This window comes from Bacillus sp. EB106-02-03-XG38, from assembly GCF_058792175.1.
In genome coordinates this window covers 187,069-208,833 of sequence record NZ_JBYTED010000004.1, presented here as the reverse complement: position 1 = coordinate 208,833, position 21,765 = coordinate 187,069, and the positions used below count along the sequence as shown (strand labels likewise).

The 21,765-nt window shown below is 38.2% G+C and carries 26 protein-coding genes; 3 read left to right on the top strand and 23 right to left on the bottom strand.

Annotation, left to right across the window (positions count from 1 at the left end; translation table 11 throughout):
- Window positions 1-3 precede the first annotated feature (3 nt).
- The 3 genes from AC3WTI_RS19785 to nuoA are packed head-to-tail and all read right to left on the bottom strand — an operon-like array spanning window position 4 to window position 2,383.
- Window positions 4-1,509, bottom strand: coding sequence for an NADH-quinone oxidoreductase subunit C (locus AC3WTI_RS19785; RefSeq protein ID WP_144488441.1), 1,506 nt, complete (start codon window positions 1,507-1,509; stop codon window positions 4-6).
- Window positions 1,506-2,024, bottom strand: a complete 519-nt coding sequence (nuoB, locus tag AC3WTI_RS19780; RefSeq protein ID WP_000236331.1) for an NADH-quinone oxidoreductase subunit NuoB — start codon at window positions 2,022-2,024, stop codon at window positions 1,506-1,508. Before nuoB ends, AC3WTI_RS19785 begins: the two co-directional genes overlap by 4 nt.
- Entirely contained in the window at window positions 2,015-2,383 is a 369-nt protein-coding gene (nuoA, locus tag AC3WTI_RS19775) for an NADH-quinone oxidoreductase subunit NuoA (RefSeq protein ID WP_000179273.1), read from the bottom strand. Before nuoA ends, nuoB begins: the two co-directional genes overlap by 10 nt.
- Before the next feature lie 290 nt (window positions 2,384-2,673).
- Here nuoA and AC3WTI_RS19770 point away from each other — a divergent pair, with 290 nt between their 5' ends.
- Window positions 2,674-5,403 carry an EAL domain-containing protein gene (locus tag AC3WTI_RS19770; RefSeq protein WP_144488442.1) on the top strand — a complete coding sequence of 910 codons (2,730 nt, stop codon included), beginning with the start codon at window positions 2,674-2,676 and terminating at the stop codon, window positions 5,401-5,403.
- A gap of 33 nt (window positions 5,404-5,436) precedes the next feature.
- Here AC3WTI_RS19770 and AC3WTI_RS19765 read toward each other — a convergent pair whose 3' ends face one another.
- The 19 genes from AC3WTI_RS19765 to AC3WTI_RS19675 form a co-directional block, all read right to left on the bottom strand.
- Entirely contained in the window at window positions 5,437-6,090 is a 654-nt protein-coding gene (locus AC3WTI_RS19765; protein WP_087959180.1) for a DUF975 family protein, read from the bottom strand.
- 47 nt (window positions 6,091-6,137) lie between these two features.
- Entirely contained in the window at window positions 6,138-6,929 is a 792-nt protein-coding gene (locus AC3WTI_RS19760) for a DUF975 family protein (protein ID WP_087959179.1), read from the bottom strand.
- Between the two features lie 132 nt (window positions 6,930-7,061).
- Window positions 7,062-7,463, bottom strand: a complete 402-nt coding sequence (gene atpC, locus AC3WTI_RS19755; RefSeq protein WP_000847215.1) for a F0F1 ATP synthase subunit epsilon — start codon at window positions 7,461-7,463, stop codon at window positions 7,062-7,064.
- A gap of 20 nt (window positions 7,464-7,483) precedes the next feature.
- Window positions 7,484-8,893 carry a F0F1 ATP synthase subunit beta gene (gene atpD / locus AC3WTI_RS19750; RefSeq protein ID WP_087959178.1) on the bottom strand — a complete coding sequence of 470 codons (1,410 nt, stop codon included), beginning with the start codon at window positions 8,891-8,893 and terminating at the stop codon, window positions 7,484-7,486.
- Window positions 8,894-9,010: 117 nt separating this feature from the next.
- A complete protein-coding gene (gene atpG / locus AC3WTI_RS19745; RefSeq protein WP_087959177.1) occupies window positions 9,011-9,871 on the bottom strand; it encodes a F0F1 ATP synthase subunit gamma in 861 nt (286 codons plus the stop codon).
- A gap of 332 nt (window positions 9,872-10,203) precedes the next feature.
- The gene (gene atpA, locus AC3WTI_RS19740; RefSeq protein ID WP_063222514.1) at window positions 10,204-11,712 is read right to left on the bottom strand and encodes a F0F1 ATP synthase subunit alpha; all 1,509 of its coding nucleotides are present in this window, start codon (window positions 11,710-11,712) and stop codon (window positions 10,204-10,206) included.
- An 11-nt stretch (window positions 11,713-11,723) separates the two neighbouring features.
- Window positions 11,724-12,266 (bottom strand): F0F1 ATP synthase subunit delta, encoded by a 543-nt coding sequence (gene atpH / locus AC3WTI_RS19735; protein ID WP_000064683.1) that lies wholly within the window; start codon window positions 12,264-12,266, stop codon window positions 11,724-11,726.
- Window positions 12,263-12,769 carry a F0F1 ATP synthase subunit B gene (gene atpF / locus AC3WTI_RS19730; RefSeq protein WP_001142618.1) on the bottom strand — a complete coding sequence of 169 codons (507 nt, stop codon included), beginning with the start codon at window positions 12,767-12,769 and terminating at the stop codon, window positions 12,263-12,265. The genes atpH and atpF overlap by 4 nt, the downstream gene beginning before the upstream one ends.
- 129 nt (window positions 12,770-12,898) lie before the next feature.
- Window positions 12,899-13,117 carry a F0F1 ATP synthase subunit C gene (gene atpE, locus AC3WTI_RS19725; RefSeq protein WP_000052064.1) on the bottom strand — a complete coding sequence of 73 codons (219 nt, stop codon included), beginning with the start codon at window positions 13,115-13,117 and terminating at the stop codon, window positions 12,899-12,901.
- Between the two features lie 56 nt (window positions 13,118-13,173).
- Window positions 13,174-13,893 (bottom strand): F0F1 ATP synthase subunit A, encoded by a 720-nt coding sequence (atpB, locus tag AC3WTI_RS19720; RefSeq protein WP_016085476.1) that lies wholly within the window; start codon window positions 13,891-13,893, stop codon window positions 13,174-13,176.
- Between the two features lie 7 nt (window positions 13,894-13,900).
- Window positions 13,901-14,293 carry an ATP synthase subunit I gene (locus tag AC3WTI_RS19715; protein WP_000567600.1) on the bottom strand — a complete coding sequence of 131 codons (393 nt, stop codon included), beginning with the start codon at window positions 14,291-14,293 and terminating at the stop codon, window positions 13,901-13,903.
- Window positions 14,293-14,517: an AtpZ/AtpI family protein gene (locus tag AC3WTI_RS19710; protein ID WP_001171223.1), complete on the bottom strand. Its 225-nt coding sequence runs from the start codon at window positions 14,515-14,517 to the stop codon at window positions 14,293-14,295. Before AC3WTI_RS19710 ends, AC3WTI_RS19715 begins: the two co-directional genes overlap by 1 nt.
- 26 nt (window positions 14,518-14,543) lie before the next feature.
- A complete protein-coding gene (locus tag AC3WTI_RS19705) occupies window positions 14,544-14,657 on the bottom strand; it encodes a DUF4024 domain-containing protein (protein WP_000232962.1) in 114 nt (37 codons plus the stop codon).
- A gap of 372 nt (window positions 14,658-15,029) precedes the next feature.
- A complete protein-coding gene (gene upp / locus AC3WTI_RS19700) occupies window positions 15,030-15,659 on the bottom strand; it encodes a uracil phosphoribosyltransferase (RefSeq protein WP_000517539.1) in 630 nt (209 codons plus the stop codon).
- A gap of 272 nt (window positions 15,660-15,931) precedes the next feature.
- Entirely contained in the window at window positions 15,932-17,173 is a 1,242-nt protein-coding gene (gene glyA / locus AC3WTI_RS19695; protein WP_142286717.1) for a serine hydroxymethyltransferase, read from the bottom strand.
- 216 nt (window positions 17,174-17,389) lie between these two features.
- Window positions 17,390-17,962, bottom strand: a complete 573-nt coding sequence (locus tag AC3WTI_RS19690) for a TIGR01440 family protein (RefSeq protein ID WP_087959175.1) — start codon at window positions 17,960-17,962, stop codon at window positions 17,390-17,392.
- Between the two features lie 66 nt (window positions 17,963-18,028).
- Window positions 18,029-18,472, bottom strand: coding sequence for a ribose 5-phosphate isomerase B (rpiB, locus tag AC3WTI_RS19685; RefSeq protein WP_000869919.1), 444 nt, complete (start codon window positions 18,470-18,472; stop codon window positions 18,029-18,031).
- A 96-nt stretch (window positions 18,473-18,568) separates the two neighbouring features.
- Window positions 18,569-19,009, bottom strand: a complete 441-nt coding sequence (locus AC3WTI_RS19680; protein ID WP_087959174.1) for a low molecular weight protein arginine phosphatase — start codon at window positions 19,007-19,009, stop codon at window positions 18,569-18,571.
- Window positions 19,010-19,255: 246 nt separating this feature from the next.
- A complete protein-coding gene (locus tag AC3WTI_RS19675; RefSeq protein WP_000473666.1) occupies window positions 19,256-19,753 on the bottom strand; it encodes a PTS sugar transporter subunit IIA in 498 nt (165 codons plus the stop codon).
- A 387-nt stretch (window positions 19,754-20,140) separates the two neighbouring features.
- Here AC3WTI_RS19675 and AC3WTI_RS19670 point away from each other — a divergent pair, with 387 nt between their 5' ends.
- Both AC3WTI_RS19670 and AC3WTI_RS19665 read left to right on the top strand, forming a co-directional pair.
- The gene (locus AC3WTI_RS19670) at window positions 20,141-20,527 is read left to right on the top strand and encodes a DoxX family protein (protein WP_029441077.1); all 387 of its coding nucleotides are present in this window, start codon (window positions 20,141-20,143) and stop codon (window positions 20,525-20,527) included.
- A 159-nt stretch (window positions 20,528-20,686) separates the two neighbouring features.
- Window positions 20,687-21,298 (top strand): flavin reductase family protein, encoded by a 612-nt coding sequence (locus tag AC3WTI_RS19665; RefSeq protein ID WP_087959173.1) that lies wholly within the window; start codon window positions 20,687-20,689, stop codon window positions 21,296-21,298.
- 187 nt (window positions 21,299-21,485) lie between these two features.
- On the opposite strand, the gene AC3WTI_RS19660 is transcribed toward AC3WTI_RS19665, so the two are convergent.
- Entirely contained in the window at window positions 21,486-21,764 is a 279-nt protein-coding gene (locus tag AC3WTI_RS19660; RefSeq protein WP_087959172.1) for a DUF3935 domain-containing protein, read from the bottom strand.
- Window position 21,765: the final 1 nt, after the last annotated feature.

The window sequence follows — 21,765 nt, the reverse complement described above, 5'->3', positions numbered from 1 at the left end:
TAGCTACACCTCCACATCATACGGTTCATAATCTTTTCTAAGCGGATGTCCTATCCAATCATCAGGCATTAAAATACGCGATAAATTCGGATGCCCCTTAAATACAATGCCAAGCAAATCATACGCTTCCCGCTCTGGCCAGTCCGCCCCTTTCCAAAGCGCTGTCACCGATTCTACTTGCGGCTCTTCCCTATCCAGCTTCACCTTCACCGCTACTGACTGTTTCTTTCCATATGAAAATAAATGAACATACACTTCCATATGTGTTACAAAATCCGTCGCGTGTAGCTCTGACATATAATCAAAAGCAAGTTCCTCATGGGATCGCAGTAACTCCATTACTTCATAATATTTGGATAGCTCGACCACAAGCGTTGGCACATCTTTTGAAAGTTTATTAATGTAGGAATCTACTAATGTATCCTCTCCTACTTTTCCCTTAATAACTTCAACATACTGATTTAAATACGGTTGATTCACGGATGGCTCTTCCGGCTTCGATTCCTCTTCCTTCTTACCTTCAGCACCCTTTGTCTTCGCTCTTGCAGCTGCCGCCGCCTTTGCCTTCGCTGCTGCAATTGCCTTCGCCTTTTCATCTCCCGAATCCCCATCACCTTGCGAGGCCTTTTGCTTCGCTAGCGCCGCTGCTTTTGCTTTTGCTGCCGCCACGGCTTTCGCTTTTGCCTTTTCCTCTTCCGTTACCTCCTCGGTTCCTTCTCTTTTTTGCTTCGCTAATGCCGCTGCTTTTACTTTCGCTGCAGCTGCTGCCTTCGCTTTGACTTTTTCCTCTTCCGTTACCTCTTCGGTTCCTTCTCTTTTTTGCTTTGCTAATGCTGCCGCTTTTGCTTTCGCTGCAGCTGCTGCCTTCGCTTTGGCCTTTTCCTCTTCCGTTACCCCCTCGGTTCCTTCTCTTTTTTGCTTCGCTAATGCCGCTGCTTTTGCTTTCGCTGCAGCTGCTGCCTTCGCTTTGGCCTTTTCCTCTTCCGTTACCTCTTCGGTTCCTTCTCTTTTTTGCTTTGCTAATGCCGCTGCTTTTGCTTTCGCCGCCGCGGCTGCCTTCGCTTTGGCCTTTTCCTCTTCCGTTACCTCTTCGGTTCCTTCTCTTTTTTGCTTTGCTAATGCTGCCGCTTTTGCTTTCGCTGCAGCTGCTGCCTTCGCTTTGGCCTTTTCCTCTTCCGTTACCTCTTCGGTTCCTTCTCTTTTTTGCTTCGCTAATGCCGCTGCTTTCGCTTTGGCCTTTTCCTCTTCTGTTACTTCCTCGGTTCCTTCTCTTTTTTGCTTTGCTAATGCTGCCGCTTTTGCTTTTGCGACCGCAGCTGCGCGTCGTTTTGCTTCTTCTACAGTCATACCATTATTTTTTGGTAGCGCTTTCTCTTTTTCCTGATTTTCTTCCTCAAGTTTACTTATTTCTGCACCATGTTTCGCAACAAGCCGCTTTCTCGCCTCTTCTTTCGCACGCCTAGCCGCTTCTCTTTTCAAATCCTCTAGGTCTTTATTTAGATCACTCATTTATTCGTCACCTGCTTTCCTGTCTTTGCCTCGTAACGAATTTTTTCTTTCAATTTATTAATTCCATAAATTAAAGCAGCAGGATTTGGCGGGCAACCAGGAATATACACATCAACTGGCACAATTTGATCTACACCTTTCACAACAGCATATGAATTTACATATGGACCACCTGCTGTCGCACAAGATCCCATTGCAATAACCCATTTCGGTTCAGGCATTTGATCATATAAACGCCGAACAATAGGAGCCATCTTCTTCGTTACCGTTCCCGACACAATCATAACGTCCGATTGCCTTGGTGATGTCCGAAAAAATGACCCAAATCGATCTAAATCGTAATGTGATGAACCTACTCCCATCATTTCAATTGCACAGCATGCTAGTCCGAATGTCATCGGCCATAAAGAATTGCTCCGTGCCCATCCTTTCAACTGCTCCAATGTAGAAAAAAAGATATTTCGTTCTAATTCCGCTCGCTCATTTGGATGTAACTCCTCAAAATTTATAACCATTGTAACACCTTCTTTTTCCAAGCATACGCTAATCCAACTAGCAACATTACAACAAAGATGAGCATTTCAATCAGTGCAAATAAACCGAGCTTGTCATATGCAACAGCCCATGGATATAAAAATAATGTTTCTACATCAAAAATGACAAACAATAAAGCAAAAATATAATAACGAGCATGAAACCGAATATTTGCATCATGAAAAGGCTCAATCCCACTCTCATACGTCGTCGCTTTCGCTGCACTTGGTTTGTTTGGGCGCAGCATCCTTCCTAATGTAAGAGCCACTACCGGCAGCAATATGCCTAATAGCAAGAATATCAAAACGATCATATAACTATTTTCATATACACTTGCCATTGTGAAACCCTCCCCCCTAAATTAAGAACAAGTTCACTTAGTAAACAATATGTCCTAGTTGCAGCAATTATTATTTTTAAATTTTTCTAAATAATGCAACTATTTTAATCATTATAGCAAAATTCAAATTCCTATGTCGATATGTTGAGGACAGAAACGAGAATTATTAAAATCCGTTTTTATAACTCGCGCCATACCTGTGCAAAATAAATATAAAAATTATATATATTTTTCAAGAAACTATAAAAAATAAAAGAGGAATTTATATGTATATACCGTGGGTGAGATAAATGAAAAAACAAACACATGTAAGTATTCTTATAAGCATTACATTGTTGTCTATAGTGATTCATTACGTGACAATGCCTTTTCTATATGAATACTCATTTCCTTTTCAAATCTTAATTGGAATGAGTACTTTATTCGTTGATATTATCGCTTGTAGTTATATCCTTTATTTTTCAAACATGAAAGAAGGGTTACCCCGTTTATTTTGGACCATTTTATGTGTTGGAGCCCTCTCTTATTTCATTGGCGATATCGTCGTTGCCTATCAACGTTTAATTTTAAAGGACTACTATACATTCGTTGATTCGTCCGATTTTTTTTATCTGCTTTTTTTAATTAGCTTTGCATTTGCCTTTCTATATGAAATCATCTATAACCGCGATGTATTAGAAAAGCTTTTTATGATATGCGATATTTGCATTATTGTTACAGCACAATTCACTTTAAGTTACTACTTACTTATTGAACGCACCATTCATGTTTCTTCAACATCCTATATCGACATATTTGTTCAACTTACCTATCCAATGGCCGATTTACTCTTTTTTCTCATAGGAATCAATCTATTATTCAGACCATTATCCTTATTATCAAAAAAAATTGGTGCGCTTCTTGGCAGTGCTTTAATTTTATATGCTACTACAGATGCGATTTATGCTTATATCAAATACTTCACACCCGAGTATTCTATGTTTACAGTTACTCCTCTCTATCAAGTAACTTTAGTACTAGTAGCAATCGCCTGTATTCTGCATACAAAAGAACCCGAAAGACAAGAGCAAGTACTATTAACCCCTAAGCTTGGGGAATCGATCAGATTATCATTACCTTATATTTCTGTAGTCATGCTTATTGTTTTTATATTAGTTGAATACGTTTTTGCACCTATTGTAGTAATCGGACTTATGATAACTTTCTCCTTCGTTCTCATACGCCACAGTTTAGTCCGAAGACAAAATAAAATATTATTACTAGCCCAAATGCAATTCAACTCAGAACTCGAAAAACAGATTGAACTACGTACAGAAGATTTAGTAGAACAAAAAAATGAACTATATCATAACCAACAAATGTTTAAATCTTTATATGAACATCATCCAGATCCAATCTTCACATTAGATTTATACGGTAACTTTCTTAAAGTGAATAACGCTGGTACTACTTTACTCGGTTATCAAACGAATGAATTATTAAATCAGCCTTACTATTCCCTTATGTATGAAGAAGATTTGGAAGAAATCATTAGTGCCTTTCATCGCGTAAAAAAGGGGAAATCTATTTCTTTAGAAATACGGGCATATCATAAAAATAGAGATATTTACTACTTGCATGTTACAGCTGTTCCTATCTTTTTAAAGAATCATATTTCTGGTGTTTATTTAATGATTAAAGATATTACGGAAAGTAAACAACAACAAGCGCAAATTAACTTTCTAGCCTATCATGATACTTTAACAGAGCTTGCTAATCGCCGCGCATTTCATCAATACGTAGAACAAGCAATTGCTCGATCTGAAATATCCAAAAGGCCTTTTGCTGTTATGTTTCTCGACCTAGACCGCTTTAAAGTTATTAATGATACCCTCGGTCATAGGGTAGGAGACCTTCTATTAATTGCAGTAGCCAAAAGACTCGAAGAAATGGCGACACCAAATATGAAGCTTGCCCGGCTAGCCGGGGATGAGTTCACAATCCTTATCGAAAATTATAAAAAAAGGCCAGATGTAAAAAAAATAGCCGATACGATTGTAGCGGCTATGAACGAACCATTCGAAATTGAAAATCAACATCTACAAATCTCACCAAGCATTGGGATTGCAATATATCCTGAAGCAGGTGAAGATCCATTGTCAATTTTACAGCATGCTGATATGGCCATGTACGAGGCAAAAAATAGGGGGAAAAATGGTAGTTCTCTGTACACGAAAGAATTGTATAAAAAAATGGAACGAAAAGCTCGAATTGAAAAAGATTTACCACTCGCTTTAGTAAGTGAAGAATTTTATCTCGTCTATCAACCTCAAATTGATATTACGACAAAAAAGATTATTGGTGCTGAAGCATTAATACGCTGGAAACACCCACTCCTAGGTGACATTCCGCCCTGTGAGTTCATTCCAATTGTAGAAGAAACGCCACAAGTCGTTCCACTCGGTCATTGGGTATTAAAAGAATCTTGTCGCCAGTTAAAAATATGGCATACTTTTGGCTACAAAGATTTAAAAATAAGCGTGAACTTATCAGCAAGAGAGTTCCAGCAAGATAATTTAATTGAGAACATTTCACAAATAATAACAGACGTTAAAGTCGATCCAAGGTATGTAACACTTGAGTTAACAGAACGAATTGCAATGATTGATGAAAAAGAAACATTATCTAGACTAAAACAATTGAAAGAATACGGTATTCAAACGTCCATTGATGACTTCGGTACCGGCTATTCTTCTCTCGCTTATTTATCAATTTTCCCTATCGATACATTAAAAGTACCGAGAGAATTCACGCAACTAGCCGATCACCGTCCTGAGGAAAGAGCTATCGTCTCCACTATCCTTTCCCTTGCAAATACGTTAAACCTTTCTGTCGTTGCTGAAGGAATTGAAACAGAAAAACAACTTAAATTTCTACAAAAAAACAACTGTAAGTATATGCAAGGTTACTATTTCAGTAAACCACTTACGAGTCATCAATTTATAAAGTTCCTACAAAAAACACCCAGTATGAACCAATAGCTCATACTGGGTGTTTTTATTGTGCCATTTACTTTAAAATGTCGGAGTTTGTTTCTCGTAATATTCCTCTGCAATCTCTTCATAAAAAGCTGCTGACGTCGTATAAAAATATGGAATTAGCCATAGGAATCCAATCCCGAGTGTAATACAACTTAATATAAACCAACCTATAAAGCTTAAACATAAAATGAAATACTCCATCTTATGTCCATCCATCATACGACGGCTTTCTGTAATAGCTTGATTTATAGAATACTCAGGATGGTCATTTATTATAAAATACGTCATCGCATAAGAAAATGATTTAATGATGCCTGGAATAATAAGTAGTAAAAACCATAAGAAAATATAAATGTTCACTACTATATATAATAAAAATGACTTTATAAACTTACTTCCTTCTGTAAACCATCTGAATATATGCCCGATACCCGCTTCTTTTTCACGAATGATATGCAGCGCTAAACAATAACCACCTAACGTTAATGGACCTATCATCAATATTGAAATAACGTCCACTGAAAGTGAGCTATTTACTTCTTTCCAATCCCATACCTGGGAGAAAATGAAATCAATACTAAAACTAAAAGCTGAAATAAGAATAGAAATCAGTAATGTTGCCCCAACAGCTAAGCCCCATTTTCCTTCTAATGAATCTAACGCTTCTCCTTTTAAATCACTAATCATACTTTGCCTCCTATACGTAATAACTCTATTAGTATAGCATGTTCCTACTACAATTCATCTTTTGAAAGATAGCGATAAAAATGCGCTGTCGTTGTACTCATATACGGGCTAAGCCAAAGAAACCCTATTCCTAGTGTAAAAATTGCTAAAATGGCCCATCCTATAAAACTGAGCCATAAAAGAAATAGATCTAATTTGTGCCCCTTCATAAGATTCTTACTTTCTTTCATTGCTTGCGAAACACTGTATTCTGGTTTTTCAACCATCACATAATATGTCATCGAATATGAAAAATACAGAATAGCCATTACAATAAGCGAAATAGCTAATAAAATAAAGAAAACAATTATAAATGATGGATTTGCATTCTCATCAAGAAAACCTAATAGCCCAAATACAATCGTTCCTAACATCGGAACCCATGTACCTGTATATAACAAAATTGCAAGCATAGCCCACATTGTTTTCATCATTCTTTTAAAGCCACGAAATCCTTCAAATAAATAATCCACTCTAGCATCTTCTCGTTTGCTTATTTGTAGAAACAGATTCGTATGACCATATGTGGTAATGCCATAAGCCGCATAACTCAAAACTATCATAAGGCAGTAAAAAATCCCAAACGTAATAGCAGCTCCAACTGCCATCGCGTCTTCTTCAATTGAAACAGTTGAAATAGACAATAAAAGAACTATTATAACCCCTGGGATTAATAGTATAAGCATTACAGCCATTGAAACAACGTAACTTATAATATGATATAAAATCGTTGATCCAACACCTAGTCCCCATTTTCCTTTTAAAGAGTGCAACGCTTCTCGTTTCATTTCACCGATCATTTATTCATCCCCTTTATAAATTGTTGTACATTCTCTACTTATACAAGCATCAATATAATTATACCAGTTTTGTAAAATTATCCATAAACTACATAAAAAAAATCCGTAAAGGCAAGAGCCCTTACGGATTTTTTATTTCATATCGGAAACGTTTAAACGGTTCACAGCACGTTGTAGTGCCATTTCTGCACGTCTAAAGTCAACATGTGCTTGTTTATCTTGCATACGTTGCTCAGCGCGACGCTTCGCTTCATTTGCACGATGGATATCGATATGGTTTGCTTCTTCAGCAGATGATGATAATACAGTTACTTTATCTGGACGAACTTCGATAAAGCCACCACTTACTGCTACATAATCAGTGTGTCCACCATTTTTCAGACGAACTGCACTAATTTTTAATGGTGCAACAGTTGGAATGTGACCTGGTAAGATCCCCATTTCCCCACTCTCTGCTTTTACACTTACCATTTCTACTTCTTTTTCGTAAACCGGTCCATCAGGAGTTACAATACTGACTGGAAATGTCTTCATACTTCGTCCCTCCTAAGGCCTTACGCCATCATTTTCTTCGCGTTTTCAATAACTTCTTCAATGCCACCTACTAAGCGGAATGCATCTTCTGGAAGGTCATCATATTTTCCTTCTAGAATTTCTTTAAATCCGCTAACTGTATTCTTTACAGGTACATAAGAACCCTTTTGACCTGTAAACTGCTCAGCTACGTGGAAGTTTTGAGATAAGAAGAATTGAATACGACGAGCACGATGTACAACTAACTTATCTTCTTCAGATAACTCATCCATACCTAAGATAGCGATGATATCTTGAAGCTCTTTATAACGTTGTAAAGTTTGCTGTACTTGACGAGCTACTTCATAATGCTCTTCTCCTACGATTTCTGGAGAAAGTGCACGAGATGTAGATGCTAATGGATCTACGGCTGGGTAAATACCCATTTGTGTTAAACGACGCTCTAAGTTTGTTGTTGCATCTAAGTGAGCGAACGTTGTAGCTGGTGCTGGATCCGTATAGTCATCGGCTGGTACATATACCGCTTGGATAGACGTGATAGATCCTTTATTTGTAGATGTGATACGCTCTTGTAATTGACCCATTTCTGTTGCAAGTGTTGGTTGGTAACCTACCGCAGATGGCATACGACCAAGAAGGGCAGATACTTCAGAACCTGCTTGCGTGAAACGGAAGATGTTATCGATGAACAGAAGTACGTCTTGTCCTTGCTCATCACGGAAATGCTCAGCCATTGTTAAACCTGTTAACGCAACACGTTGACGTGCTCCAGGTGGCTCGTTCATTTGTCCGAATACCATCGCAGTTTTCTTAATTACGCCAGAATCGCTCATTTCGTGGTATAAGTCATTACCCTCACGAGTACGCTCACCTACACCAGCGAATACAGAGATACCACCGTGTTCTTGTGCGATGTTATTAATTAATTCCTGAATTAATACCGTTTTACCTACACCGGCACCACCGAATAGACCGATCTTACCACCCTTAATATAAGGAGCAAGTAAGTCTACTACTTTAATACCAGTTTCAAGAATTTCTACTTTAGTAGATAATTCTTCGAATGCAGGTGCTTGACGGTGAATTGGATCACGATGTACATCTGCAGGAACCTCACCATCTAAGTCAATTGCATCACCTAATACGTTAAATACGCGACCAAGTGTTGCATCACCAACTGGTACAGAGATTGGTTTACCAGTATCTTCTACTTCTGTGCCACGAACAAGTCCATCTGTGGAAGACATCGCAACTGTACGAACTGTATCATCACCTAAATGAAGTGCAACTTCAAATGTTAAGTTAATGCTTGCTCCGTTTTCGTTGCTTTGTTTTACCGTAAGGGCGTTGTAGATTTCTGGTAGCTTTCCGCCATCAAACTTAACGTCTACAACCGGACCCATGATTTGCGTAACGCGCCCTTTATTCATCGGGTTCCCTCCTAGCTTTCTTTTAATTAGCTAACTTGCTACGAGCAGTTAGCTTTTAATTTTTTATTAGTTTAGCTTATGCAACTCTTTTGACAGAGCCGTCTACGCTTTTTAATACTATTCTAACGCTGCTGCTCCACCAACGATTTCCGTAATTTCTTGCGTAATCGCTGCCTGACGCGCACGGTTGAATGAAAGTGTAAGTGAATCGATAACTTCCATTGCGTTGTCTGTAGCACTCTTCATTGCTGTCATACGCGCTGCGTGTTCACTTGCTTTACCGTCTAGTAATGCACCGTACACTAAGCTTTCTGCGTATTGTGGCAATAGTACTTTTAAAATTTCTTCTTCAGAAGGTTCGAATTCATAAGCTGTCGTCGGTTTATCAGACGTCACATCAGTAAGCGGTAAAATTTTATTTTCCGTTACTTCTTGTGAAATTTTACTTACGTAATGGTTGTAGTAAATATACAGCTCATCATAAGCACCATCTGCGAACATCGCAATTGCTCGAGAAGCAAGGTCTTTAATATCAGTAAATGATGGGTGGTCAGATAATCCAACTACTTCATCAATGATGTTAAAGCCGCGACGTTTTAAATAATCACGTCCTAGTCGGCCAAGCACAATAATTGAATATTGGTTTGAGTCCATATTATGACGTTCACGAATTACGTTACTCACTGTACGTAATACGTTACTGTTATAACCACCTGCTAGTCCGCGATCAGATGTAATAACGATGTATCCTGTACGCTTTACAGGACGCGCATTTAGCATCGGATGATTAATTCCTTTACTTCCTTGCGCAATGCTCGCTACTACTTCTTGAATCTTTTCCATATACGGAACGAAAGATTTAGCATTTTGCTCTGCACGGTTTAACTTAGATGCAGATACCATCTCCATCGCTTTCGTAATTTGACTCGTTTTCTTTGTCGAGGTAATCTTCGCTTTTATATCGCGTAAAGATGCCACAGGTTTTCACCACCTTTTTTCCGGAAGTTGGCACGATTAGTAAGAATCCTCTTCCTAATCTACGTTGCAAGATATTCTTGCTCATGATTGAAGGAAAAGAATAGGTGCACCTACTCTTTTCCTTTACATAACCGTCAGCAATCTCAAAGTCTGAGATGCCTTTTATATATTATCTAGCTTCGGCGGCTTGTACGAGCCGCCGAAGCTTTTATTAATCTAGTTCCGCCTCCTAGCCCCTTTCGTCTAAGAACCTTCCCCACGAGAAGGTAAAAATCACCTTCTGTGGGAAAGAACCTTAGCCGATGGGGCTAAACAGTCGGCTTCACTTTTTATTATTCAGAAGCTACGAATACTTTTTTAAATCCGTTAATTGCTGCTGCAAATTTGTCGTCATCCGCAAGTTTCTTAGTTGTGCGGATTTCTTCTAATAAGTCAGTCGCATTAGAATCTAACCAAGCATGGAATTCTTCTTCGAAACGAGTGATATCTACTACTGGGATATCATCTAGGAATCCACGTGTTAAAGCGTAAAGAATGATAACTTGTTTCTCTACACGTAACGGTTTGTGTAATCCTTGTTTTAATACCTCAACTGTACGAGCACCACGGTTTAGTTTCGCTTGAGTTGCTTTATCAAGGTCAGAACCGAACTGAGCGAACGCTTCTAACTCACGGTAAGATGCAAGGTCAAGACGAAGTGTACCTGATACTTTACTCATTGCTTTAATCTGAGCAGATCCACCTACACGAGATACAGAAGTACCCGCATCGATCGCTGGACGTACGCCAGAGAAGAATAGGTCAGATTGTAAGAAGATTTGTCCATCCGTAATAGAGATTACGTTTGTTGGGATGTATGCTGATACGTCCCCTGCTTGTGTTTCGATGAAAGGTAGTGCAGTTAAAGAACCGCCGCCTCTTGCATCACTTAATTTTGCTGCACGCTCTAATAAGCGAGAATGTAAGTAGAATACATCCCCTGGATAAGCTTCACGACCTGGAGGACGACGTAATAGTAATGACAGCTCACGGTAAGCCGCTGCTTGTTTTGATAAGTCATCATATACTACTAATACGTGTTTACCATTGTACATGAACTCTTCACCCATTGTTACACCAGCATAAGGAGCTAAGTATAATAATGGAGCTGGTTGAGAAGCAGATGCAGTTACAACGATTGTGTAATCTAATGCACCGTGCTTACGTAGTGTTTCTACTACGTTACGTACAGTTGATTCTTTTTGTCCGATAGCTACATAGATACAAATCATATCTTCATCTTTTTGGTTAATGATTGTATCAAGTGCAACTGCTGTTTTACCTGTTTGACGGTCACCGATGATTAACTCACGTTGACCACGGCCAATTGGTACAAGAGCGTCAATCGCTTTAATACCTGTTTGAAGTGGCTCATGAACAGATTTACGATCCATTACACCTGGTGCTGGACTTTCGATTGGACGAGTGTTTGTTGTATTGATTGGGCCTAAACCATCAACTGGTTGACCTAATGGGTTTACAACACGACCAATTAGTTCTTTTCCTACTGGTACTTGCATGATGCGACCAGTACGACGAACTTCGTCACCTTCACGGATTTCCGTGTAAGGTCCTAAAATGATAATACCTACGTTATTTTCCTCTAAGTTTTGTGCTAGTCCCATAACGCCGTTAGAGAACTCTACAAGTTCACCAGCCATAACGTTATCAAGACCATGAGCACGCGCGATACCGTCACCAACTTGGATAACTGTACCAACATCACTAACTTCGATTTCAGACTGATAGTTCTCGATTTGTTGCTTTATCAGTGCGCTAATTTCTTCAGCTCTGATGCTCATGTGCTTCACCCCTATCTATTCTTCATTAATTCACGCTGAATACGTGCTAATTTTCCTTGTAAACTTCCATCATAAATGCGATTTCCAATACGTACTTTAATGCCGCCTAGTAAATCTTCATCTACAACATTTTTTACGCGAATTGCATCTTTTCCTGTTCTCTTTGCAAATGCTTCTGCAATGTTAAGCTTCTCTTCTTCTGATAGAAGACGAGTAGAATATACAGTTGCGTCCGCTACGTTACGTTCTTCATTAGCAAGAACAACATATTCATCTGCAATTTCAGGTAAGATATCAATACGTTTGTTATCAATTAAAATATATAACGTATTTAAAATAGATTCAGAAACAGATCCGAATACGTTTGCAAGAAACGTTTTCTTTTGTTCCTTTGAAATGTTCGGTTGCGTTAAAAAGCTATGTAGTTCTCCGTTCTTTACATAAACGTTTTGTACAAGGCGTAATTCCTCTTCAAACATTTCTAATACGTGTTTTTCTTTAGCAATTTTAAAAAGAGCGACAGCATAACGTTTTGCTACAATCCCATTGCTCATCGCGCTTCTCCTACTTCTTTAATATAATCGCGAATTAACTTCACTTGATCTTCTTCTTTTAATTCTTTTTCAATTACTTTAGAAGCAATTTGAACAGATAAAGAAGCAACTTGTTCTTGTAAAGCAGCAATTGCTTGCTCTTTTTCGCGTTGAATTTCTTGTACAGCAGATGCTTTAATTGATTCTGCTTCTTCTTTCGCAGCAGCAACAATAACATCTTTTTGATCTACAGCTTGTTTTTTCGCTCTTTCGATTAACTCTTGTGCTTCAACACGTGATTGTTTTAACATTTCACGTTGTTCTTCTACTAACTTCTTCGCTTCAGCATTGCTTCTTTCTGCAGCGTCGATTTCATTAGTAACATGTTCCTCACGTTCTTTCATAATTCCCATTAAAGGACCCCACGCAAATTTGCGCAGCATTACTAATAGAAGTAAGAAAATGAACAATGTATAAGCAATCGTTCCAAATGGAATGGCAGCCCCTAATAATAAAGTTGGCACAAGGATTCACTCCCTTCAAAATATCTAAATTGATCATATGAAAAAAAAAGACATACGTTTCGTTCATAAAGCAATGGCGAAGAAAGTTCGGAAAAACACTCTTCGCCATCTATGTAAGGGGAGTCTCCCTTATTTGTTCATTACGATGAATGCAATAACTACACCGATGATTGGAAGTGCCTCAACTAAAGCAACCCCGATGAACATAATTGTTTGAAGTGCGCCTTTTAATTCTGGTTGACGAGCAACACCTTCGATTGTACGTGATACGATAAGACCGTTACCAATACCTGCACCTAATGCTGATAAACCAATTGCAATTGCAGCTGCGATTACACCTAAACTCATTTAATTTGTCCTCCTTTGTATTATAAAAAAATAAATTTTTTCTTACTTAAATTATATTAATGGTCATGGCTTACTTTATGAGCCATATAAACCATCGTTAACATAACGAAAATAAATGACTGGATTGATCCAACGAATACGCTGAATCCCATCCATGCTAACATTGGTACAAGCGCACCTAATGCTCCAAGGAATGATGCCCCGCCTAACTTAGCAAGTAATCCTAATAAGATCTCACCTGCATAAATGTTACCAAATAAACGAAGACCTAACGTTAATGTGTTAGCAAACTCCTCAATAACCTTTAATGGGAATAAGAATTTCATCGGTTGGAAATAACCTTTAACGTATTCTTTCGTACCCTTCATCTTAATTCCATAATAATGGGTGAGGGTAACTACCATCACGGCTAATGTTAATGTAACTGCTGGATCAGACGTTGGTGATCTCCACCATGCAATATGTTCGCCAGCCTCAACTGTTGAATACATGAATGGTAAACCAAGGAAGTTCGATACGATGATAAACATGATAAGCGTAACGCCAAGCGTTAAGAAACGTCCACCTGTTTTCCAGTCCATCGTACTATTGATAATCCCTTTCACGAAGTCAAACACCCATTCCATGAAATTTTGCATTCCTGTTGGGCGAAGAGCTAAGCTGCGAGTTCCGATAACAGCGATTAAGAAAACAATAACTGCTGCTACAGTAACCATCATAACTGATGACAAATCGAACGTTAAACCTAGAAATTCAACTAATCTACCGTGTTCCACTAGTAATTCACCTCTCTTCCCTGCTCTTATACTCTAAATAAAGAAAATCTATGATCATGACAAGGTATCCTGTCAGCAATCCCACACCTAAGCCCCACATCGCAATTAACTCTTGATATTTGGCTGCAAATAAAATTAATAACCCAATCGTGGCGAATCTCGAATATGTACTTACCGCTGTTGCCTTAAACTTCACGTTTTCTCCATTTGTTACGCGATCCAACAGCTTGTCTGTTCTACGTGCAATGATGCGCAAACTAAGAAAACTGAAAATCGTTCCGATAATCAGTCCAAGAAACACATCCTTGTAAGAGGTGAATCCCCATCCTAGCACTAGAAGCGCAAGCAAGTAGTACATATATTTCTTTTGTCTTTGGACAAGTCCATGTACGTCTATCATCATTGCTCTCCCGAATAGTAATGTCGAATGAGTCGAATCATTGCGTATACCCCTGTTCCTAATCCGAGTAATAACCCTATAATAAGAAACAATGGAAACGTTCCAACCTTATTATCAATCCACTGCCCACCAAAGATTCCAACAAGAATAGAACCGACTAATTGAGCAAGAATACCTGACATTAAAGCATAAGCTTTTATATGGCTGCGATCGTTTTTTTGCAAGGATTCATCCCTCCAATATGTAACCCTCATTCACGATGTGTTAATAATAACTCATTTTTTTGCATAAATCCTATACAAAACAAAAAGTTTACATTTTCGTCACGGAATAGATGTAATTTTGTCACTGAAAGCCCTACCATCTATCCCCGTTGTTAGCATACAATAGGGTATTAACAGTGTCAACGAGAAATCGTAAAAAATCAAAAAATTTGAGTATTAGTCATTTCCTCCCAAAAATGAAAACGTTCCCCTTCTAAATACTGGTTAGAGATATGAAATTTCTAACAGTTTTCTCATTATAATAGAAGGAAATGTTCACAAGTTTGTCACCATTATATTTTTACGATATAACGCTTTCCTTCCATAATATAGTGCTCCTTAGACGTAAGACTTCTATATTATATGTGATGTGTATGCAACTTATGTTGTATATACTGTGTATATTTATCCCCCCTCCCCTACCTCATCAAGGTACAAAAAAACGAGAGGGGAATCCCCTCTCGTCAGTTGTCTTACTTCGTTCCGAATAAACGGTCACCAGCATCACCAAGACCTGGTACTACATATCCGTGGTCATTTAATTTCTCATCTAATGCCGCTACATAAATATCAACATCAGGATGTTCTTCTTGTACTACTTTTACTCCTTCTGGAGCTGCAACGATACACATTAATTTAATTTGCTTTGCACCGCGCTTTTTCAGAGAGTTAATCGCTTCAGCTGCAGAACCACCTGTTGCTAGCATCGGATCTAGTACGATAAAGTCACGCTCTTCTACATCCGTTGGAAGTTTCACATAGTATTCTACCGGTTGCAATGTTTTAGGGTCACGGTATAAACCAACGTGTCCTACTTTTGCTGCTGGAATTAATTTCAGAATTCCATCAACCATTCCTAAACCTGCACGTAAAATCGGAATTAAACCAAGTTTTTTACCAGCGATCACTTTTGTTGTCGCTTTGCTTACAGGCGTCTCAATTTCAATGTCTTTAAGTGGAAGATCACGAGTAATTTCGAAAGCCATTAAGCTCGCTACTTCGTCCACTAATTCACGAAAATCTTTCGTACCTGTATTCTTATCGCGAATATATGTAATCTTATGTTGAATTAACGGGTGATCAAATACATACAGTTTTCCCATGTGAATCTCTCCTTTAGATGATATTCATGCGTTTGCACGCTTTTTTACACTATTTACGATTGTAAAGAAAACGCTACTAATATTCAAGGGCAAATTTGGCAAAATCATTATTTTACGATGAATCTATTTAGTATCTTTACCAATTATGGGAGCTGTATCCTTCATTATATCGCCAAAATTTATTCATCATTTGTATACATACTTAAAGAACAATATATGTCCAAAAAAAAGACTGCTAAAACAATTACGTTTCAGCAGTCTTCTTCAATCTATTATAGATCTGTGTACATTGGGAATTTGCTCGTTAACGTTTCTACACGCTTACGTGCTTCTTCTAATGCAGCTTCGTTTTCATGATTTTTTAATGTGTAAGCAATAAGTGACGCAATTTCATCCATATCTTCTAAACCGAAACCACGAGATGTTACAGCTGCCGTACCGATACGTACACCGCTCGTTACAAATGGGCTTGCTGTTTCGAATGGAATTGTATTTTTGTTCACTGTAATACCAACTTCATCTAATACGTGCTCCGCTACTTTACCTGTGATTTCTAAGTTACGAACGTCAATCAGGATTAAGTGATTGTCTGTTCCTCCAGAAACAAGTGTCAGTCCTTCTTTTTGAAGACCTTCAGCTAAGCGGTTTGCATTATTAATGATATTTTGTGCATATGTTTTAAACTCATCTTGTAGTGTCTCACCAAATGCAACAGCTTTTGCAGCGATTACGTGCATAAGTGGACCACCTTGAATACCAGGGAAGATTGATTTATCAATTTGTTTTGCAAATTTCTCTTCACATAAAATCATACCACCACGTGGGCCACGTAATGTTTTATGTGTTGTCGTTGTAACGAAATGCGCATGTGGTACTGGGTTTGGATGTAAACCAGCAGCTACTAAACCAGCGATATGTGCCATATCAACCATAAAGTATGCACCCACTTCATCTGCAATCTCACGGAATCGTTTGAAATCGATAACACGAGGGTATGCACTTGCACCCGCAACGATTAATTTTGGTTTATGTTCTTTCGCTTTTGCTAATACATCATCGTAATTAATACGGTGAGATTCAGCATCCACGCCATATTCTACGAAATTATATTGTACTCCACTAAAGTTAACAGGGCTTCCGTGTGTTAAGTGACCACCATGAGATAAATTCATACCAAGTACTGTATCGCCTTGCTCTAAAATCGTGAAGTATACTGCCATGTTCGCTTGTGCACCAGAATGTGGTTGAACATTTACGTGCTCTGCACCGAAAATTTCTTTCGCGCGATCACGAGCGATATCTTCTACTACGTCTACGTGTTCACAACCACCATAGTAACGTTTCCCAGGATATCCTTCAGCATACTTATTCGTTAAAACAGAACCTTGCGCCTCCATTACTGCTTCACTTACGAAGTTTTCTGAAGCAATTAGCTCAATCTTTGAACGCTGTCTTCCTAGTTCTGCCTCAATTGCAGCAAATACCTTTTCATCTTGACGTTTTAAATGATCCACCAAAATCCCCCTTTTCTGAACGAATTACATCGATTCCCAATAGTTTTTTCTCATTTATTCAGAAAAAACGAAAATTCAGGTTGTAATTCTTTCGAACCTTCATGTTTTCAACTACATTCTAACATGACTTTCTTTATCATAAAAGAAAAAAAAGACCGAAAATCGGTCTTTTCTTTCTTCTATGTTAAAGTCAGACAACATACCTTATTCGTAACTTTAACGGCAAGTAATAGTCTCTTCCTTCGCCGCATAAACAGCACGTGCTCCACCAATTAGCTTTCCACGTGTTGTTGCCATCGTTACATGTGCACTTCCAATTTCCTTCACACTAGTACGAACCGGAACAGCTACGTGCTTTAAATGCATACCGATAAATGTATCACCGATATCCATCCCTGCATCTGCTTTAATAAACTCAATTACTACCGGATCTTTCAAATTTTGATAAGCGTATGTTGCTAATGCACCACCTGCTGATCTAACAGGCGTAACTGTTACAATTTCAAATTGATATTTCATCGCCAACTCTCTCTCAACTACTAAAGCACGGTTTAAATGCTCACAACATTGAAACGCCAACTCAATACCTGTTTGCTCTTGAAATTGTTTTAACTCAGAAAAAATCGCCTCCGCTACTTCCATCGTTCCTGATGTTCCAATTCTTTCTCCTAGCACTTCGCTCGTACTACACCCCACTACAAAAATTTGACCACTTTGTAATGAAGCTTGTTCTTGGAAATCAGAAAGCGACATTTGTAACTGTTCTCTTACCTTTACGATTTCTGTCATTACGCCTCTTCCTTTCACAGGTTGGTTCACCAAATTATATTTCCTAGTACTTCTAGTTAGAATCTATTACTTTGCTTCGTATGTTTTAATTTTTCCTACACGATTTTCGTGACGGCCACCTTCAAATTCAGTTGTTAACCAAATTTTTGCGATGTCACGTGCTAAACCAGCACCAATTACACGCTCGCCCATTGCTAACATGTTTGTATCGTTATGCTCTCTCGTTGCTCTCGCACTGAAAGTATCATGAACTAACGCACAACGAATACCATTTACTTTGTTTGCAGCAATTGACATACCGATGCCTGTCCCACAAACTAAAATACCACGGTCTACTTCGCCATTCGCTACCATTTCCGCTGCTGGAAACGCAAAATCAGGGTAATCAACAGAACCAGCTTCACATTCACAACCTAGATCAATATATTCAATATTTAACTCTTCTAATAAACTTACAAGTTCTTTACGGATATTCATACCGCCGTGATCAGATGCTACTACTACTTTCATTTTTACCCCTCCAGAATTTCAATCAATTATCTTCATTTCTCACTCGATCCTTTAACGGGACGAAGTGATCTCCAATATCGTATTATACACGAAACATCAACCTTCTGAATGTTTTTTCAGTAAAGTTTGTACAAGTTTTTCCATCTCTTCTAGCGTTTCTTTATAAGTAGAGAGAGATCCGCCAAATGGATCTGAAATATCCTTACTTATTCCCTCAGTTACTCCGTATAATGTATCTACTTTCTCTCCAACACTCGGATAATGCCCAAGAACAATTTGCTTATGGTTTTCCGTCATTGTTACTATAATATCTGCCCAACCAATCAAGGTTTCGTTTACCTGCTGCGCGGCATGATCGATTGCAATTCCCTTTTCAGCTAAAGCTTCCTTTGCATGTACCGACGCATCACTTCCAGGATAGGCGAAAACACCAGCAGATTGCACTTCAAACTTACCTTCTCCATGATGACGAAGTAACGCCTCAGCCATCGGACTACGGCATGTATTTCCAGTGCAAACAAATAACACTCGTTTCATCTAAACCCACCCCTTTTCTCTATTTCCTATCCTTTATCATAGCGTACATTAGAATAGAACAAAAGAAATGTGAATATACGAAAGGCGCATTTCTCTTATATTTTTTCTAAGAAAAATGCGCCTTATCCACATATATGTGAAACCCTATTTCCAAGTGCCCAAAGTATTTTACCATACATAAGGAACAGACTACAAAACAAAATAAGGAATCCATTTCATACGAAACGGATTCCTTTCATTTGATACTTATTTCATTGTAACTTTCATTACTTCTGTAGAACCTTTTGTAGCAGTTACACCTACAGTTGTCTTAATAGACTCAGCTGCATCTGTGTTTGTAATAACGATTGGAGTAATTGTGCTTTTCGCTTTTTCACGAATTAATTCTAAGTCGAATGAGATTAATTTATCTCCAGCTTTTACAGCTTGTCCTTCAGAAACGTGAGCTTCGAAACCTTCACCTTCCATTTTTACAGTTTCTAATCCAACGTGGATTAAAATTTCTGTACCGTTTTTCGCTTTAATTCCAATCGCATGTTTCGTGTGGAATAATTGTACGATTTCACCATCAACTGGAGATACAACTACACCTTCAGTAGGATCGATTGCAACACCGTCACCCATCATACGACCAGCGAATACTGGATCTGGTACTTCTTCAATATTTTTCACTGCTCCAGTTAATGGAGCTACGATTGTTTCTTCATTTGTTTTTGAACCAAGACCGAATAATTTTTTAAACATAGGATAGTCCTCCTTATAATTTACCTAAAAGTTTATAGGGCAATCTCTATTAAAGATCTGAATAAACGTAAGACCTCATACTTCGAATATTATACTGTAAAAACGCTTTCGAAATAAATTACGTCATTACTATTAGACTCTTATTGTAGCGTCTCACAAAATTCCAGTCAATTCTGATTGTCTGAATAACAATAAGAAGTTAACTTCTACTTATATTTTCTCTTTTTTTACCCAACTTGTCTAGAGGTCTTTACTACATTTTATTTTTTGTTGTTAATTTGTAAAATTTAATTCAAACTTTTTTAGAAATCCACTTGACTAAAGTAAGTAACTACTTTATTATTACTTACATAAGGTAAGTTAATAACTTTTAGGAGGTTTTTAAAAATGATGGATTTCGGTCTTCTTATTATTCGTCTTATTATAGGTATTACATTCATGGGCCATGGTGCTCAAAAATTATTTGGTTGGTTCGGCGGTTACGGTTTAAAAGGAACAGGTGGCTGGATGGAATCAATTGGTTTACGCCCTGGTGTATTCATGGCATTTATGGCTGGCGCAACTGAAGTATTAGGTGGTTTCTTATTCGCATCAGGTATTTTCACTGCAATCGGTTCATTATTTATCGTTGGAACAATGTTAATGGCAATCTTCACTGTTCATGGAAAAAACGGTTACTGGGTAACCCAAAATGGATATGAATATAACTTAATGTTAATCGCTGTTGCTATCGGTGTAGCTTTAATCGGACCTGGCGCATACGTTTTACTATAATTTTTATCTTGAATTCGAGATTATTCAGACGGAACTTACTTCATGTTGGTTGAAGTAAGTTCTTTTTATGTAATAAAAATATTATTTTCAGCAGGAGTTTTCCACTATCATCTTGTAAACAAACAATAAGTCGTCATATTTAGAAAGGGGATTTCAAGCATGTTATCCATTAATCCAAATGAACAATCGGAAAAAGAGAATTACAAATTATTAACAGGAAGTATCATTCCACGCCCTGTCGCATTCGTTACATCTGTAACAAAAGACGGCGTATTAAACGGCGCACCATATAGTTATTTCAATATTGTCGCTGCTAATCCACCACTTATCTCAGTTTCTGTACAACGAAAAGCAGGAGAAAGAAAGGACACTTCTCGAAATGCAATTGAAAAAGGTGAGTTTGTCGTACATATTTCTGATGAATCTTACGTAGAAGCAATTAACGAAACAGCAGCTAACCTCCCGCCAAATGAAAGTGAAATTGAACTAGCAAAACTAACACCAATTGAAAGTGATGTCATCTCTGTTCCAGGTGTAAAAGAAGCAAACATTCGAATGGAATGCGTACTAGAACGCGCAATCCCTCTTGGCGGAACAGAAGACTCACCAGCCTGCGATCTACTAATTGGACGCGTCGTTCGTTTCCACGTCGCAGAACACCTATACGAAAAAGGTCGCATTCACGCAGAAGGACTAAAACCAGTAAGCCGCCTAGCAGGACACAACTACGCAAAACTAGGAGAACAATTTGAATTGGTGAGGCCTGTTTAAAGGGGGAAGCGACTCGCTCAGCTCTGACCAGCTAAGGTTCTTTCGCACAAAAGGTGCTTTTTGCCTCGTAGGAAGACGCGAAGCCACCGACCATTCTAGCCGCTGGAGCTGGATATATCTAAATACAGAATGAAATCAATTACGTCCATCAAACATAAAATCCCCTGCTAAATAGCAGGGGATTTTATCATTGTAATTCTTCTTTCTTTTCCTCTAAAGTAGGTACTTTCTCTTTTTTCGGTTTCCCAAGCTTAATTACGAAGAAGTAAAGGGAAAGCAATGTAATTAGAAAAACAATTAAAAACGGGTATGGAGAATAAAAAGCACGCGCTGCCTCCGTTTTTCCCGCAACAAACTTCAATGACTCAATATCTAAAAACTCAGCAAACATTTGTACACCAAGCATACTAAACCAAAAAACAAAAAAACTAATAATAATACCAAAAACTTGCTTCAATCTCGTCATT

Excerpts from the sequence above, each read along its gene's own strand:
- AC3WTI_RS19785 (WP_144488441.1), bottom strand. The coding sequence starts at position 1,509 with ATGAGTGATCTAAATAAAGACCTAGAGGATTTGAAAAGAGAAGCGGCT.
- nuoB (WP_000236331.1), bottom strand. The coding sequence starts at position 2,024 with ATGGTTATAAATTTTGAGGAGTTACATCCAAATGAGCGAGCGGAATTA.
- nuoA (WP_000179273.1), bottom strand. The coding sequence starts at position 2,383 with ATGGCAAGTGTATATGAAAATAGTTATATGATCGTTTTGATATTCTTG.
- AC3WTI_RS19770 (WP_144488442.1), top strand. The coding sequence starts at position 2,674 with ATGAAAAAACAAACACATGTAAGTATTCTTATAAGCATTACATTGTTG.
- AC3WTI_RS19765 (WP_087959180.1), bottom strand. The coding sequence starts at position 6,090 with ATGATTAGTGATTTAAAAGGAGAAGCGTTAGATTCATTAGAAGGAAAA.
- AC3WTI_RS19760 (WP_087959179.1), bottom strand. The coding sequence starts at position 6,929 with ATGATCGGTGAAATGAAACGAGAAGCGTTGCACTCTTTAAAAGGAAAA.
- atpC (WP_000847215.1), bottom strand. The coding sequence starts at position 7,463 with ATGAAGACATTTCCAGTCAGTATTGTAACTCCTGATGGACCGGTTTAC.
- atpD (WP_087959178.1), bottom strand. The coding sequence starts at position 8,893 with ATGAATAAAGGGCGCGTTACGCAAATCATGGGTCCGGTTGTAGACGTT.
- atpA (WP_063222514.1), bottom strand. The coding sequence starts at position 11,712 with ATGAGCATCAGAGCTGAAGAAATTAGCGCACTGATAAAGCAACAAATC.
- atpH (WP_000064683.1), bottom strand. The coding sequence starts at position 12,266 with ATGAGCAATGGGATTGTAGCAAAACGTTATGCTGTCGCTCTTTTTAAA.
- atpE (WP_000052064.1), bottom strand. The coding sequence starts at position 13,117 with ATGAGTTTAGGTGTAATCGCAGCTGCAATTGCAATTGGTTTATCAGCA.
- AC3WTI_RS19715 (WP_000567600.1), bottom strand. The coding sequence starts at position 14,293 with ATGATAGACGTACATGGACTTGTCCAAAGACAAAAGAAATATATGTAC.
- AC3WTI_RS19705 (WP_000232962.1), bottom strand. The coding sequence starts at position 14,657 with ATGGTAGGGCTTTCAGTGACAAAATTACATCTATTCCGTGACGAAAAT.
- upp (WP_000517539.1), bottom strand. The coding sequence starts at position 15,659 with ATGGGAAAACTGTATGTATTTGATCACCCGTTAATTCAACATAAGATT.
- AC3WTI_RS19690 (WP_087959175.1), bottom strand. The coding sequence starts at position 17,962 with ATGACAGAAATCGTAAAGGTAAGAGAACAGTTACAAATGTCGCTTTCT.
- rpiB (WP_000869919.1), bottom strand. The coding sequence starts at position 18,472 with ATGAAAGTAGTAGTAGCATCTGATCACGGCGGTATGAATATCCGTAAA.
- AC3WTI_RS19680 (WP_087959174.1), bottom strand. The coding sequence starts at position 19,009 with ATGAAACGAGTGTTATTTGTTTGCACTGGAAATACATGCCGTAGTCCG.
- AC3WTI_RS19675 (WP_000473666.1), bottom strand. The coding sequence starts at position 19,753 with ATGTTTAAAAAATTATTCGGTCTTGGTTCAAAAACAAATGAAGAAACA.
- AC3WTI_RS19670 (WP_029441077.1), top strand. The coding sequence starts at position 20,141 with ATGATGGATTTCGGTCTTCTTATTATTCGTCTTATTATAGGTATTACA.
- AC3WTI_RS19665 (WP_087959173.1), top strand. The coding sequence starts at position 20,687 with ATGTTATCCATTAATCCAAATGAACAATCGGAAAAAGAGAATTACAAA.
- AC3WTI_RS19660 (WP_087959172.1), bottom strand. The coding sequence starts at position 21,764 with ATGACGAGATTGAAGCAAGTTTTTGGTATTATTATTAGTTTTTTTGTT.